Annotated in this window: 14 protein-coding genes; 10 read left to right on the forward strand and 4 right to left on the reverse strand. The window is 65.4% G+C overall.

Translation table 11 applies throughout. The features are described from left to right. Positions 1-11: 11 nt before the first annotated feature. The 3 genes from acnD (at position 12) to prpD (ending at position 5,468) form a co-directional block, all read left to right on the forward strand. The gene (gene acnD, locus NJF35_RS18315) at positions 12-2,600 is read left to right on the forward strand and encodes a Fe/S-dependent 2-methylisocitrate dehydratase AcnD (RefSeq protein ID WP_225790215.1); all 2,589 of its coding nucleotides are present in this window, start codon (positions 12-14) and stop codon (positions 2,598-2,600) included. Positions 2,601-2,700: 100 nt separating this feature from the next. Then, positions 2,701-3,891 carry a 2-methylaconitate cis-trans isomerase PrpF gene (prpF, locus tag NJF35_RS18320; RefSeq protein ID WP_225790181.1) on the forward strand — a complete coding sequence of 397 codons (1,191 nt, stop codon included), beginning with the start codon at positions 2,701-2,703 and terminating at the stop codon, positions 3,889-3,891. A 92-nt stretch (positions 3,892-3,983) separates the two neighbouring features. Further along, positions 3,984-5,468 (forward strand): 2-methylcitrate dehydratase, encoded by a 1,485-nt coding sequence (gene prpD, locus NJF35_RS18325; RefSeq protein WP_225790182.1) that lies wholly within the window; start codon positions 3,984-3,986, stop codon positions 5,466-5,468. Between the two features lie 204 nt (positions 5,469-5,672). Here prpD and acnB read toward each other — a convergent pair whose 3' ends face one another. Further along, positions 5,673-8,282, reverse strand: a complete 2,610-nt coding sequence (acnB, locus tag NJF35_RS18330; protein WP_225790216.1) for a bifunctional aconitate hydratase 2/2-methylisocitrate dehydratase — start codon at positions 8,280-8,282, stop codon at positions 5,673-5,675. Positions 8,283-8,688: 406 nt separating this feature from the next. On the opposite strand from acnB, the gene NJF35_RS18335 reads away from it, so the two are divergent. Continuing rightward, on the forward strand, positions 8,689-9,156 hold the full coding sequence (locus NJF35_RS18335; RefSeq protein ID WP_253081429.1) for a DUF1289 domain-containing protein: 468 nt from the start codon (positions 8,689-8,691) through the stop codon (positions 9,154-9,156). Between the two features lie 85 nt (positions 9,157-9,241). Here the strand turns inward: NJF35_RS18335 and queD are convergent, their stop codons facing one another. Continuing rightward, on the reverse strand, positions 9,242-9,598 hold the full coding sequence (gene queD / locus NJF35_RS18340) for a 6-carboxytetrahydropterin synthase QueD (RefSeq protein ID WP_225790184.1): 357 nt from the start codon (positions 9,596-9,598) through the stop codon (positions 9,242-9,244). Positions 9,599-9,661: 63 nt separating this feature from the next. Next, the gene (locus NJF35_RS24680) at positions 9,662-9,907 is read right to left on the reverse strand and encodes a helix-turn-helix transcriptional regulator (RefSeq protein WP_225790185.1); all 246 of its coding nucleotides are present in this window, start codon (positions 9,905-9,907) and stop codon (positions 9,662-9,664) included. A gap of 29 nt (positions 9,908-9,936) precedes the next feature. Between NJF35_RS24680 and NJF35_RS18350 the strand changes: the two genes are divergently transcribed. Continuing rightward, the gene (locus NJF35_RS18350) at positions 9,937-10,173 is read left to right on the forward strand and encodes a type II toxin-antitoxin system HicA family toxin (RefSeq protein WP_225790186.1); all 237 of its coding nucleotides are present in this window, start codon (positions 9,937-9,939) and stop codon (positions 10,171-10,173) included. Continuing rightward, the gene (locus NJF35_RS18355) at positions 10,173-10,514 is read left to right on the forward strand and encodes a type II toxin-antitoxin system HicB family antitoxin (RefSeq protein WP_225790187.1); all 342 of its coding nucleotides are present in this window, start codon (positions 10,173-10,175) and stop codon (positions 10,512-10,514) included. The genes NJF35_RS18350 and NJF35_RS18355 overlap by 1 nt, the downstream gene beginning before the upstream one ends. Positions 10,515-10,623: 109 nt before the next feature. Here the strand turns inward: NJF35_RS18355 and NJF35_RS18360 are convergent, their stop codons facing one another. Then, positions 10,624-11,703 (reverse strand): patatin-like phospholipase family protein, encoded by a 1,080-nt coding sequence (locus tag NJF35_RS18360; protein WP_225790188.1) that lies wholly within the window; start codon positions 11,701-11,703, stop codon positions 10,624-10,626. A gap of 163 nt (positions 11,704-11,866) precedes the next feature. Between NJF35_RS18360 and NJF35_RS18365 the strand changes: the two genes are divergently transcribed. From NJF35_RS18365 to NJF35_RS18380, 4 genes are read left to right on the forward strand one after another with little or no spacing between them, the layout of a single operon-like run. Next, positions 11,867-12,175 carry a PepSY domain-containing protein gene (locus NJF35_RS18365; protein ID WP_225790189.1) on the forward strand — a complete coding sequence of 103 codons (309 nt, stop codon included), beginning with the start codon at positions 11,867-11,869 and terminating at the stop codon, positions 12,173-12,175. Continuing rightward, positions 12,175-12,489, forward strand: coding sequence for a PepSY domain-containing protein (locus NJF35_RS18370; RefSeq protein ID WP_225790190.1), 315 nt, complete (start codon positions 12,175-12,177; stop codon positions 12,487-12,489). Before NJF35_RS18365 ends, NJF35_RS18370 begins: the two co-directional genes overlap by 1 nt. Further along, positions 12,490-13,158, forward strand: coding sequence for a response regulator transcription factor (locus tag NJF35_RS18375; protein WP_225790191.1), 669 nt, complete (start codon positions 12,490-12,492; stop codon positions 13,156-13,158). Then, entirely contained in the window at positions 13,155-14,474 is a 1,320-nt protein-coding gene (locus tag NJF35_RS18380) for a sensor histidine kinase (RefSeq protein ID WP_225790192.1), read from the forward strand. The genes NJF35_RS18375 and NJF35_RS18380 overlap by 4 nt, the downstream gene beginning before the upstream one ends. Positions 14,475-14,712: the final 238 nt, after the last annotated feature.

The raw sequence follows: 14,712 nt of genomic DNA on the forward strand, positions 1-14,712 counted from the left end.
GAGCCTGAATGATGAACACTGCATACCGCAAAGCCCTGCCAGGCACCGACCTGGACTACTTCGACGCCCGCGCGGCGGTCGAGGCGATCAAGCCCGGCGCCTACGATGGCCTGCCTTATACCTCCCGCGTGCTCGCCGAGAACCTGGTGCGACGCTGCGACCCGGCGACCCTCAACGCCTCCCTGGAGCAGTTGATCGAGCGCAAGCGCGACCTCGACTTCCCCTGGTTCCCGGCGCGGGTGGTGTGCCACGACATCCTCGGCCAGACCGCCCTGGTCGACCTGGCTGGCCTGCGTGACGCCATTGCCGACAAAGGCGGTGACCCGGCCCAGGTCAACCCGGTGGTGCCGGTGCAACTGATCGTCGACCACTCGCTGGCGGTGGAGTGCGGTGGTTTCGATCCGCAGGCGTTCGAGAAGAACCGCGCCATCGAGGACCGTCGCAACGAAGACCGTTTCCATTTCATCAACTGGACCAAGAAGGCGTTCAAGAACGTCGACGTGATCCAGCCAGGCAACGGCATCATGCACCAGATCAACCTGGAGAAGATGTCGCCGGTGATCCACAACGACCGCGGCGTGGCCTACCCGGACACCTGTGTCGGCACCGACAGCCACACCCCGCACGTCGATGCCTTGGGCGTGATCGCCATCGGCGTCGGTGGCCTGGAGGCCGAGAACGTCATGCTCGGCCGGGCCTCCTGGATGCGCCTGCCAGAGATCGTCGGCGTCGAGCTGAGCGGCCGGCTCGCGCCGAACATCACCGCCACCGACCTGGTGCTGGCCCTGACCGAATTCCTGCGCAAGCAGAAAGTGGTCGGCGCCTACCTCGAGTTCCACGGCGAAGGCGCCCGTGCCCTGACCCTGGGCGACCGCGCCACCATCTCCAACATGGCCCCGGAGTACGGCGCCACCGCGGCGATGTTCGCCATCGACCAACAGACCATCGATTACCTGCGGCTGACCGGCCGCGAAGACCAGCAGGTCAAGCTGGTGGAAACCTACGCCAAGGCCGCCGGCCTGTGGGCCGACAGCCTGGCCAAGGCCGAGTACGAGCGGGTGCTGCGCTTCGACCTGTCCAGCGTGGTGCGCAACATGGCCGGCCCGTCCAACCCGCACGCCCGTGTCGCCACCGCCGACCTGGCCGCCAAGGGCATCGCTGGCGCCTGGGAAGAGGTACCGGGGCAGATGCCCGACGGCGCGGTGATCATCGCCGCCATCACCAGTTGCACCAACACCAGCAACCCGCGCAACGTGATCGCCGCAGGCCTCCTGGCGCGCAATGCCAACAAGCTCGGCCTGGCGCGCAAGCCCTGGGTGAAGTCCTCCCTGGCCCCCGGCTCCAAGGCTGTGCAGCTGTACCTGCAGGAAGCGGGGCTGGAGCAGGAGCTCGAGCAACTGGGCTTTGGCATCGTCGCCTTCGCCTGCACCACCTGCAACGGCATGTCCGGCGCCCTGGACCCGAAGATCCAGCAGGAGATCATCGACCGCGACCTGTACGCCACCGCGGTGCTGTCGGGCAACCGTAACTTCGACGGGCGTATCCACCCGTACGCCAAGCAGGCGTTCCTCGCCTCGCCACCTCTGGTGGTGGCCTACGCCATCGCCGGCACCATCCGCTTCGACATCGAGAAGGACGTGCTGGGCGTGGTCGATGGCCGGGAGATCCGCCTCAAGGACATCTGGCCGAGCGACGAGGAAATCGACGCCGTGGTGCGTGCCGCGGTCAAGCCAGAGCAGTTCCGCCAGGTGTACATCCCGATGTTCGCCATCGAGCAGGACAAGGGGCCGAAGGTCGCGCCGCTGTATCAATGGCGGCCGATGAGCACCTACATCCGTCGCCCGCCGTACTGGGAAGGTGCCCTGGCCGGCGAGCGCAGCCTGCGTGGCATGCGCCCGCTGGCGGTGCTGCCGGACAACATCACCACCGACCACCTGTCGCCGTCCAACGCCATCCTGGCCAACAGTGCCGCGGGCGAGTACCTGGCGAAGATGGGCCTGCCGGAAGAGGACTTCAACTCCTACGCGACGCACCGTGGCGACCACCTGACCGCACAACGCGCCACCTTCGCCAACCCCAAGCTGTTCAACGAGATGGTGCGCAACGAGGATGGCAGCGTGAAGCAGGGCTCGCTGGCGCGCATCGAGCCGGAGGGCAAGGTGACCCGCATGTGGGAGGCGATCGAGACCTACATGGAGCGCAAGCAGCCGCTGATCATCGTCGCCGGTGCCGACTATGGCCAGGGCTCGTCCCGCGACTGGGCGGCCAAGGGCGTGCGCCTGGCGGGCGTGGAGGCGATCGTCGCCGAAGGCTTCGAGCGCATCCACCGCACCAACCTGGTGGGCATGGGCGTGTTGCCGCTGGAGTTCCAGCCAGGCACCAACCGCAAGACCCTGGACCTCGATGGCAGCGAGACCTACGACGTGCTCGGCGAGCGCACGCCGCGGGCGACCCTGACCCTGGTGGTGACCCGGCGCAATGGCGAGCGGGTCGAGGTGCCGGTGACCTGCCGCCTGGATACCGCCGAGGAAGTGTCGATCTACGAGGCCGGCGGGGTGTTGCAGCGCTTCGCCCAGGACTTCCTGGAAGCGACCGCCTGAGTGAAGCGGGCCGCTCCTGCCGGGGCGGCCTTGCGTCGCGAAAGGGCTGCGCAGCAGCCCCAGGTTTTCGCCGGAACGAAACAATCAGGACAGCACAGCAATGGCACATGTACCCCAGATCAGAATCCCCGCCACCTATATCCGTGGCGGCACCAGCAAGGGCGTGTTCTTCCGCCTGCAGGACCTGCCCGAGCGCGCCCAGGTTGCGGGCCCTGCCCGTGATGCGCTGCTGCTGCGGGTGATCGGTAGCCCCGATCCCTATGGCAAGCAGATCGATGGCATGGGCGGCGCCACCTCCAGCACCAGCAAGACGGTGATCCTCGCGCGCAGCACCCGCCCGGACCATGATGTCGACTACCTGTTCGGTCAGGTCGCCATCGACAAGGCCTTCGTCGACTGGAGCGGCAACTGCGGCAACCTCTCCGCCGCGGTCGGCGCCTTCGCCATCAGCGGCGGCCTGGTGGACCCTGCGCGCATTCCGCGCAACGGCACCGCCACCGTGCGCATCTGGCAGGCCAACATCGGCAAGACCATCATCGCCCATGTGCCGATCAGCGAAGGCGAGGTGCAGGAGACCGGCGACTTCGAGCTCGACGGCGTGACCTTCCCGGCGGCCGAAGTGCAACTGGAGTTCCTCGATCCGGCCGCCGACGAAGACGGCGACGGGGGCGCCATGTTCCCCACCGGCAACCTGGTGGACGACCTGGAGGTCCCCGGTGTCGGGACCCTCAAGGCGACCCTGATCAATGCCGGCATCCCGACCATCTTCGTCAATGCCGCCGAGATCGGCTACAGCGGCACGGAGCTGCAGGATGCGATCAATGGCGACCCCGAGGCGCTGGCCCGGTTCGAGGCCATCCGTGCCCATGGCGCGGTGCGCATGGGGTTGATCGAGCACGTCGACGAAGCCGCCGGGCGCCAGCACACGCCGAAGGTCGCCTTCGTCGCGCCGCCGACCTCGTATACCGCGTCCAGCGGCAAGGTGGTCGAGAGCGCTGACATCGACCTGTTGGTGCGCGCGCTGTCCATGGGCAAGCTGCACCACGCCATGATGGGCACCGCGGCAGTCGCCATCGGCACGGCCGCGGCCGTACCCGGCACCCTGGTGAACCTCGCCGCCGGCGGGGGCGAGCGCAGCGCCGTGCGTTTCGGCCACCCCTCTGGCACCTTGCGGGTCGGTGCCCAGGCGCGCAAGGTGGACGGTGAGTGGACGGTGACCAAGGCAATCATGAGCCGTAGCGCCCGCGTGTTGATGGAGGGCTGGGTACGCGTGCCTGGCGACAGCTTCTAGCACGCCTCTGGCGCTCGGCTTCGAAGAACGCAGGGCAGGCCCTGCGGTGGTAGTGGGGCTGCTTTGCAGCCCTCATTCTCAAGGAGCAGAAGATGAGTGCCAACGTAGACCTGAACGACCGCCCGGACTACGACCGGGTGTTGCAAGCCATCGCCGACTACGTGCTCGACTACCGGGTCGAGTCGGCCGAGGCGCTGGACACGGCGCGCAACTGCCTGATGGATACCCTGGGCTGCGGCCTGCTGGCGCTGCGCTTCCCCGAGTGCACCAAGCACCTGGGGCCGCTGGTGGAGGGGACCGTGGTACCCCATGGCGCCCGGGTGCCTGGCACCGCCTACCGCCTGGACCCGGTCAAGGCAGCCTGGGACATCGGCTGTATCGTGCGTTGGCTGGACTACAACGACACCTGGCTGGCCGCCGAATGGGGGCATCCGTCCGACAACCTCGGCGGCATTCTCGCCGTGGCCGATCACCTGTCGCAAAAGCGCGTGGCCAATGGCGAGCCGGCGCTGACCCTGCGCGAGGTGCTCGAGGCGATGGTCATGGCCCACGAGATCCAGGGCGTGCTGGCCCTGGAGAACGCCTTCAATCGCGTCGGCCTGGACCATGTGTTGCTGGTCAAGGTCGCCTCCACGGCGGTGTGCGCCCGGCTGATGGGGGCCAACCGAGAACAACTGCTGTCGGCGCTGTCCCATGCTTTCGTCGACGGCCAGGCGTTGCGCACCTATCGCCATGCGCCCAATGCCGGTTCGCGCAAGTCGTGGGCGGCGGGCGATGCCTCCAGTCGCGGGGTGCGCCTGGCCGATATCGCCCTGCGTGGCGAGATGGGCATCCCCGGCGTACTGACCGCGCCCCAGTGGGGGTTCTACGATGTCTTGTTCAGCCACACCAACAAGGACCTCGCGCTCAAGCCCGAAGCCCAGCGCAGTTTCCGGCTACCCCAGCCGTTCGGCAGCTATGTGATGGAGAACGTGCTGTTCAAGATCAGCTTCCCTGCCGAGTTCCATGCCCAGACCGCCTGCGAGGCGGCGGTGGCCTTGCATCCGCAGGTGCGCGACCGGTTGGGCGAGATCGACCGCATCGTCATCACCACCCATGAGTCGGCGATCCGCATCATCTCCAAGGTCGGCCCCCTGGCCAACGCCGCCGACCGTGACCACTGCATTCAGTACATGACCGCCGTGCCGCTGATCTTCGGCAACCTGGTGGCCGAGCACTACGAGGATGCCTTCCATGCCGCCCACCCGCTGATCGATGCCTTGCGGGCGAAGATGCAGATCGTCGAGGAGCCGCGTTTCAGCCGTGAGTACCTGGAGGCGGACAAGCGCTCCATTGCCAATGGCGTGCAGGTGTTCTTCAAGGACGGTACGCAGACCGAGCAGGTGGTGGTGGAGTACCCCATCGGTCATCGGCGTCGGCGTGCGGAGGGGATTCCCTTGCTGGAAGCGAAGTTCAGGGAAAACCTGGCGACGCGCTTCGCCCCGCAGCGCTGCGAGACGATTTTCGCGCTGTGCAAGGATCAGGTGCGGCTGGAAGGCACGGCGGTGCACAGGTTCGTCGATCTGTTCGTGATCTGACCTCCCGCGAAGGGGCTCCTTTGCGGCCCATCGCCGGCAAGCTGGCTGGCTCCTCCAGGGGCTGCGTCGATCACATAGGATGTGATTTGCAGGGCCATGTGGGAGCGGGCTTGCCCGCGAAGGGGCCCGCAAGCCCAACGAAAAAGCCCCGGCATCTCTGCCAGGGCTTTTTCTTGTAGCTTGCAGCTCGAAGCTTGACGCTTCTTACGCCTGGACCACCGGGATCTGGGCGTTGGCCGCCGCTTCGCGGAACTCGGCGATCTGGTCGAAGCTCAGGTAGCGGTAGACGTCGGCAGCCATGCTGTCGATGTCCTTGGCGTACTGCAGGTATTCCTCGACGGTCGGCAGCTTGCCGAGGATCGAGGCGACTGCGGCCAGTTCAGCCGATGCCAGGTAGACGTTGGTGGCGTCGCCCAGGCGGTTCGGGAAGTTACGGGTGGAGGTGGAGACCACGGTCGAGCCGGTCTGCACACGTGCCTGGTTACCCATGCACAGCGAGCAGCCTGGCATTTCCATGCGCGCACCGGCCTTGCCGTAGATGCCGTAGTAGCCTTCCTCGGTCAGCTGGTGGGCGTCCATCTTGGTTGGTGGCGCCAGCCACAGGCGGGTCGGGATGCCGCCTTTGACCTTGTCCAGCAGCTTGCCGGCAGCGCGGAAGTGACCGATGTTGGTCATGCACGAACCGATGAACACTTCGTCGATCTTGTCGCCGGCAACGGTCGACAGCAGGCGGGCGTCGTCCGGGTCGTTCGGCGCGCAGAGCACAGGCTCCTTGACGTCGGCCAGGTCGATCTCGATGACCGCGGCGTACTCGGCGTCGGCGTCGGCCGACAGCAGCTGCGGGTCGGCCAGCCAGGCTTCCATGGCTTGGGCGCGACGCTCCAGGGTACGGGCATCACCGTAGCCTTCGCTGATCATCCAGCGCAGCAGGGTGATGTTCGACTTCAGGTACTCGGCGATCGACTCTTCCGGCAGCTTGATGGTGCAACCGGCGGCGGAACGCTCGGCCGAGGCGTCGGACAGCTCGAACGCCTGCTCGACGGTCAGGTCGTTGAGGCCTTCGATCTCCAGGATGCGGCCAGAGAAGATGTTCTTCTTGCCCTTCTTCTCGACCGTCAGCAGGCCCTGCTGGATCGCGTAGTAAGGGATGGCGTGGACCAGGTCACGCAGGGTGATGCCCGGCTGCAGCTTGCCCTTGAAGCGCACCAGGACCGACTCTGGCATGTCCAGCGGCATGACGCCGGTGGCAGCGGCGAAAGCCACCAGGCCGGAACCGGCCGGGAAGGAAATGCCGATCGGGAAGCGGGTGTGCGAGTCGCCGCCGGTGCCGACGGTGTCAGGCAGCAGCATGCGGTTCAGCCAGCTGTGGATGATGCCGTCGCCCGGACGCAGGGACACGCCGCCACGGGTGCGGATGAAATCCGGCAGGGTGTGGTGGGTGGTGACGTCGATCGGCTTCGGATAGGCCGCGGTGTGGCAGAACGACTGCATGACCAGGTCGGCGGAGAAGCCCAGGCAGGCCAGGTCCTTCAGCTCGTCGCGGGTCATCGGGCCGGTGGTGTCCTGGGAGCCGACGGTGGTCATCTTCGGCTCGCAGTAAGCGCCCGGGCGTACGCCCTGGCCTTCTGGCAGGCCGCAGGCACGGCCGACCATCTTCTGCGCCAGGGTGAAGCCCTTGCCGGAGTCGGCAGGCTGCTCGGGCTTCTTGAACAGGTCGGAAGCGCCCAGGCCCAGCTCGGCACGGGCCTTCTCGGTCAGGCCACGGCCGACGATCAGCGGGATACGGCCGCCAGCGCGGACTTCGTCGAGCAGCACTTCGGTCTTGAGCTCGAAGGTGGTGACCAGCTCGTCGCTACCGTTGCGGCGGACTTCGCCCTTGAACGGGTAGACGTCGATGACGTCGCCCATGGCCAGGTTGGTGCAGTCGAATTCGATCGGCAGGGCGCCGGCGTCTTCCATGGTGTTGTAGAAGATCGGGGCGATCTTGGTGCCGAAGCAGAAACCACCGGCGCGCTTGTTCGGCACGTATGGGATGTCGTCGCCGAAGAACCACAGCACGGAGTTGGTGGCGGATTTACGCGAGGAACCGGTGCCGACCACGTCGCCGACGTAGGCGACCGGGTGACCCTTGGCCTTGACTTCCTCGATCTGCTTGAGCGGGCCGACCGAGCCTGGCTGGACCGGCTCGATGCCGTCGCGGGCCATCTTCAGCATGGCCAGGGCGTGCAGCGGGATGTCCGGGCGCGACCAGGCATCCGGGGCAGGGGACAGGTCGTCGGTGTTGGTTTCGCCAGGCACCTTGAACACGGTCAGGGTGTATTTCTCGGCGATGGCCGGGCGGGCGGTGAACCACTCGCCAGCAGCCCAGGATTCCAGGACGGCCTTGGCATTGGCGTTGCCGGCCTTGGCTTTTTCAGCCACGTCGTGGAAGGCGTCGAACATCAGCAGGGTGTGCTTGAGCTGTTCGGCCGCGACGGTGCCCAGTTCGGCGTCGTCCAGCAGCGCGACCAGCGTCTCGATGTTGTAGCCGCCTTGCATGGTGCCCAGCAGCTCGGTGGCGTGCTTGCGGTCGATCAGCGGCGAGGTGGCTTCGCCCTTGGCGATGGCGGAGAGGAAAGCGGCCTTGACATAGGCGGCTTCGTCGACTCCTGGGGGAACGCGGTGGGTGATCAGGTCTACGAGGAAGGCTTCTTCGCCGGCCGGCGGGTTTTTCAGCAGCTCGACCAGGCCTGCAGTTTGTTCGGCGTTCAGCGGCTGGGGCACGACACCCAGGGCGGCACGCTCTTCGATGTGTTTGCGGTAGGCTTCAAGCACAGTTATTACCCTCATCAGTGGTCCCTAAAGGGAGTCCGGGACGCTCATCCAGCATTCCCATGCACCCATGCGCAATCACGGCTTTGTGGGCCGCCCAGCCAGGGTCGCAGGGAATCCTTACAGAAGCTGCTTTCAAAGTTTTACGCCTGTAGAACGGAGAGCTGATGAGGGGTTGGCCCGGGCATGCAGGCTGCATGACCCGAACCAACGCCGTTCTACCGGATGAACTGTGCTCGTGACGCTTTGAAAACAGCTTCCAACGGACATTGGTGCCTTGAAAAGGCGGTGTGATTCTACGGCAAAAAAAGGCAGAAGGTAAGGCGGCTCGCATGACTTTAACGAGTGACCCTGGTTAGACAAAGGGCTAACATGGGGCCGTGTTCCACCGCCAAGCCGTTGTTTTTCCATGTCCAACCAGTCCATCAAGACCCCTTGCGTCGGCCTCTGCTCCACGGTGTATGGAGACTCGGTGTGCCGCGGCTGCAAGCGTTTCCACCACGAAGTGATCCACTGGAACAGCTATGACGACGAGCAGAAGCGCGCCGTCTGGCAGCGCCTGGAGCAACTGCTGGTGCAGGTGATGATGGCCAAGCTGGAAGTGTTCGACAAAGACCGCCTGCGCCAGCAACTGGAGCAGCGTTCGATCCGTTTCCTGGCGCATCAGTCGGAATATTGCTGGGCCTACCAGCTGATCGCCCGTGGCGCCCGAATGATCCGTGACCTGGACGCCTACGGCATGGCCTTGCTGCCGGAGTTTCGCGATTGGGAGCTGCCGCAACTGCGCGATGCGATCGACCGGGAGTTCTTCCTGTTGTCGGAGGCGCATTACCAGCGCTACATCGCACCGTCCTTCCTCAAGGGCGCATTGGGGTAGGACGCTTGGCGCAGGCTGGCAGGGGAACGGATGGCCGAACGGCCTGTCCCTGGCCGGCACGTCGATCGTCGTGCGCCGCGCTGGCTCAATCCCCGCTGTATTCGCACCCGCTGGTGCAGGTCTCGTGGATGCGCACCTTGGACAGCTCCGGCAGCAGCGGCTTGACCTGGTCCCAGATCCACTTGGCGATCACTTCGCTGGTGGGGTTCTCAAGGCCGGGGATGTCGTTGAGGTAGTTGTGGTCCAACTGCTCGTAGATCGGCTTGAAGATCGCCTTGATCTCGGCGAAGTCGCGGATCCAGCCGGTGTGCGGGTCGAGCGGGCCGGTCAGGTGCAGGGCGACCTTGAACGAGTGACCGTGCAGGCGACCGCACTTGTGCCCGGCGGGGACGTTGGGCAGGCGGTGGGCCGATTCGAATGTGAACTCTTTGAAAATTTCCACTGGTGGACCTGTAATGCTGGCGGGGTAAGGGCTTGAGCGGAAACTGATGTTTCAATGTACTGCTCAATGTACTGATTGGTCGTCGCTGGGGCCGAAAGATGTCATCCACTGGGTGATGTCCGACTGGCGCCAGGCAACCGAGTTGGGTCCTATCTTAACCTGTTTTGGGAAGGTGCCTTCCCTTATTCGCGTGTGGACCGTGTTGCGACCCATTCCTGTTACGCGCAACACCTCATCGAGGCGCAGCAGTCGGTCAATACCTTCTGTGTTTGTGCTCTTTTCGAGGCGATTGACCTTCCGTGAAAGCAACTAAAATTAGTTGCATGAAAGGGGTCGAAATGTCCAGGCAAGAAAAGCTGCTGAACAAGCAAGCTGGGTTCACTTGGTCGGAACTGGTCACGCTGCTGCGCGGGCTTGGATACCGCCAGATCGAGGGCGATGGCAGCCGGGTGAAGTTCGATAACGGTAGCCCGCAGGCGATGATCAACCTGCACAAGCCGCACCCCGGCAATGAGCTGAAGGCCTACGTTAAACGCCAGGTGATAGAGCACTTGAAAGCAGGAGGATTGATCTGATGAGCACCATGTTGCAGCACCGGGGCTACTACGGCTCGATTGAGGCCAGCCCTGAAGACGATTGCCTGTTCGGCAAGCTCCAGTTCATTCGCGCCCTCGTCAGTTATGAGGGCGAGACGGTTGCCGAGCTGACCAAGGCGTTTCGCGATGCAGTGGACGACTACCTGGATACCTGTGTGTCGCTCGGACAGGAGCCGGAGACTCCGTGCAAGGGGTCGTTCAATGTGAGGGTCGGGCATGACCTGCACCTGGCGGCCAGTGTGGCAGCTAGCCGGCAAAACATTTCTTTGAATGACCTCACCCGCAAAGCGCTTAGCGAGTACCTGGGGCATCACGCATAGCCAGCAATAAAAAGCCCGCACTGCTATGCGGGCTAACGTAGGGGAGCGGATGAGCCTTCACTGTGCAGGGCAGGGCGTGAAAAAAGCGTGAAGTCTACCGGCATGCCCGTCACAAGGCTTGCAACCGTTCGTGCAGCCGCCCGCTGGCGATCAGCTCGAGCAGTTCGTCGCCCAGCCGCTGGCTTTCGGCGATAGCCTTGTACCAGTAGCGCTTGCGCGCCGGCGCATCGCCCATGAAACGCTTGAAGTCGTTGCGGTCTGGCAGCTTGCCGTAGGGCAGGGCGGCCAGGTACTGCGGCGAGGGCGTGACCAGCAGCACGTTCTGCAGGCGCGTGGCATCGCCCCGGCGCCAGGGCAGGGCCTTGTCGAACCAGCCGGGCACCACCTTGTCGGTGAAGTGCGGATAGAGCACCAGGTCGTCGCCGCGATAGGGCAGGTCCAGGTGGTAGTCCAGCAGGCCGCCGTCGCGGTAGGTGCCCGCGCCTGCGCCCGGGATGTCGCGCACGCCTTGCATGACCATGGGGATCGACCCCGAGGCGAGCAAGGCGTGGCGCAGGTTGGCCAGATCCAGGGGCAGGCAGCGCGAAGGGAAGTCGGTCAGTTCGTCCAGCGGCGGTGCCGCGCGGCCATCGTGCAGGATCACCCGCTCGAAGTGCCGGGCCAGCCGTGGCCGGCCCAGCAGGTTGCTGGCGATCACCGACGACAGGCCCATGCCCAGGCGCCCCCGATGATCGTCGGCGAGCAGGCCGTGGCTTTTGACCACCATGATGTTCAGGCGGTAATGCGCGTTGCCCAGGATCTGCCCGTCGCGGCCTTGCAGCAGGTCGTCGAGCATGCGCTGGCAGCTCTGGCTGACCTCGGCCGGGGTCACGCCCTTGGCGAAGTCCTGCTCGGTGTACAGCTCGCCCAGGTGGCGCAGGCCCGCGACCGGGTCGTCCAGGCAGGCGCTGGCGAAGCGCCAGGCGCCGATCGACGCGCCGATCAGGGCGCGTTGGCGTGGTGCCGAGGGCAGCCATTCGCCGAACAGAGCCAGGTCCAGGCCCTGGATGCCCAGCGGCTTGGGGCCACCGGCCGCGCCTGGCAGCACACCCACGTCGATGGCCCGCAGGCCGCGTTCGCGGATCTGCCGCAGGGCACGATGGCCGGCCTTGAAGGTCAGGGCAGGGTATTTGACGTGGATGGCGCTCATGGTGGATCTCGCGGGCAACAAGCGGGTCATTATAGGGTGTTCGGGGGCGCGAAGCGGCCCCCAGGCTGCGCTATCATGACGCCGCCTGCCTTCAGGTTGAATTAAGGACCCCCGGTTAGTCTTAACCCCGTAGACAACTTGTACATCTCGATGGAGAGAACCCATGAAGACTTTGACTGCCCTGTTCGCCGCCGCCGCCCTTGCCCTGGGTGCCAACGCCGCTTTCGCCAAGGATGTCCAGCCCGATGAAGTGGTCAAGCTGGTCAACGCCAAGACCATCAAGTCCCTGGACGAGCTGAAGGCCGCCGCCGTGGCCAAGCACCCGGGCGCCACCGTCACCGATTCGGAGCTGGAAAACGAATACGGCCGCTACATCTACAAGGTCGAGCTGCGCGACACCCAGAACGTCGAATGGGACGTGGACCTGGACGCCAAGACCGGTGAAGTGCTCAAGGACGAACGGGACAACTGATGATTGACCTCCCGCGAACGGCGCGCTACCTGGCACTTGCGCTGATGGCCGCCTGTTCGCTGGCGGGTGCCCGTGATCTCGACCAGGACGAAGCCCTCGAACTGCGCCAGAAGGGCATCATCCTGCCGTTGGAACAACTGCTCGAATCGGCCCTGGGGCGCTACCCCGGGGCCCGCCTGCTGGAGGCGGAGCTGGAAGAAAAGCACGGCCGCTACGAGTACGAGGTCGAGCTGCTGACCCCGGCCGGCGTGGTCCGCGAGATCAAGCTCGACGCCCGCAACGGCGCGCTGCTCAAAGACGAGGAAGACGACTGAATGCGCCTGCTGCTTGTCGAGGACAACGTTCCCCTGGCCGACGAACTGATCGCCGGCCTGCAACGCCAGGGCTATGCCGTGGACTGGCTGGCCGATGGCCGCGATGCGGTATACCAGGGCCAGAGCGAACCGTACGACCTGATCATCCTTGACCTGGGCCTGCCGGGCTTGCCGGGGTTGGAGGTGCTGAGCCAGTGGCGGGCGGGTGGTCTCGGCGTGCCGGTGTTGATCCTCACCGCCCGCGGCTCCTGGGCCGAGCGCATCGAAGGGTTGAAGGCCGGTGCCGACGACTACTTGAGCAAACCCTTCCATCCCGAAGAGCTGCAACTGCGCATCCAGGCGCTGTTGCGCCGCGCCCGCGGGCTGGCCAACCAGCCGACGCTGGAGGCTGCCGGCCTGCACCTGGACGAAAGCCGCCAGTGCGTGACCCGCGAAGGCGTCGACATCCAGCTGACCGCTGCCGAGTTCCGCCTGCTGCGCTATTTCATGCTGCATCCACGGCAGGTGCTGTCCAAGAGCCACCTGGCCGAGCACCTCTACGATGGCGAGACCGAGCGCGACTCCAATGTCCTCGAAGTGCATGTCAACCACCTGCGGCGCAAGCTCGGGCGCAGTGTGATCGAGACCCGGCGCGGCCAGGGTTACGTCTATGCCGGGAGCGCCGGGTGAAGTCGATCCAGGCGCGCCTGAGCCTTGGCCTGGTCGCGGTGCTGGTGGTGGTCGGGCTGGCCCTGGCCCAACTGAGCCTGTGGCTGTTCGAAGTCGGCCTGCAACGCTACCTGGAGGCCGGCCTGCGCAAGGAAAGCGAGAACCTGCTGGTGGCGCTGGTGCGTGGTCCTTCCGGCTTGCAGCTGGACGAGCGGCGCATCTCCGCCGCGTACCAGCGGCCGTTTTCAGGCTACTACTTCCGTATCGATTTCGACCAGGGCACCTGGCGTTCGCGTTCGCTGTGGGACCTGGACATGCCCAGGCCGGCAGCGCCAGGCCTGGAGGACAGCCATGAGCTGGGACCGGAGGGCCAGCAACTGCTGGCGTTTCGCGCCGACTACCGACGGCTGGGCCAGGACATTTCCATCAGCGTCGCCCAGGACTATTCGCCGGTGCGCGACGGTTTCCGGCGCATGCAGCAGATTGGCCTGGGCCTGGGCCTGGTGGCGCTGGTGCTGGTGCTGGTGCTGCAGCGCATCACCGTGACCCGTTCGCTGCGCCCGCTGGAACGGGCACGCCAGCAGATCGCCCAGTTGCAGCAGGGGCAGCGCTCGCAGCTGGATGCCGAGGTGCCCAGCGAACTGCAGCCATTGGTGGACCAGATCAACCACCTGCTGGCCCATACCGAGGACAGCCTGCGCCGTTCGCGCAATGCCCTGGGCAACCTCGGCCATGCGTTGAAGACGCCGTTGGCCGTGCTGCTCAGCCTGGCCGCCAGCGAACGCCTCAGGGACCTGCCCGAGGTCCGGGCGCAGATGCGCGAGCAACTGGAGCAGATCCAGCAGCGCCTGGCCCGTGAGCTCAATCGCGCGCGCCTGGCCGGCGATGCGCTGCCCGGCGCCCAGTTCGATTGCGATGCCGAGCTGCCGGGGTTGCTCGCGACGCTGGGCATGATCCATGGCGAAGGCCTGCTGCTCGAGCGCGACGTACCGCCGGGATTGCTTCTGCCCTGGGATCGTGAAGACTTGTTGGAGCTGCTCGGCAACCTGCTGGACAACGCCTGCAAGTGGGCCGACAGCGAAGTGCGCCTGGGCATCGCACCGACCACCGAAGGTTTCCAACTGTGGGTCGATGACGACGGCCCTGGCATCCCCGAGGCGCAGCGCCTGCAGGTGCTCGAGCGCGGTTCGCGGCTGGACGAGCAGGTCGACGGGCATGGCCTGGGGCTGGGCATCGTGCGGGATATCGTCGAAGCCTGGGGCGGCCGGCTATCGCTGCTGCAAAGCCCCCTCGGCGGGTTGCGGGTGAGCATCGACCTGCCGCGCAGGGGCCGCTGAGGCCCAGAGGCAAGCTTCAAGCCGCAAGCTTGCAGCCCCCCCCACTTCAATAAAATTGCAGTACAGACGCATTTTTTTGAATTGGCCCAGGTCCCCCGCCGCCCGGCACAATCCCTCGCGAAACTTTCCAGTTTTCATCTCCATGGACGGAGCCCATTACGCTATTGCATCCGCAATACAGGGCCCAGGCCGGTTCCGCTGGGCTTTCTTTTTAATCAGAAAAACTACGATCAAATCA

The sequence above is a fragment of the Pseudomonas guariconensis genome (genome assembly GCF_024127895.1).
GTDB lineage: Bacteria > Pseudomonadota > Gammaproteobacteria > Pseudomonadales > Pseudomonadaceae > Aquipseudomonas > Aquipseudomonas guariconensis_B.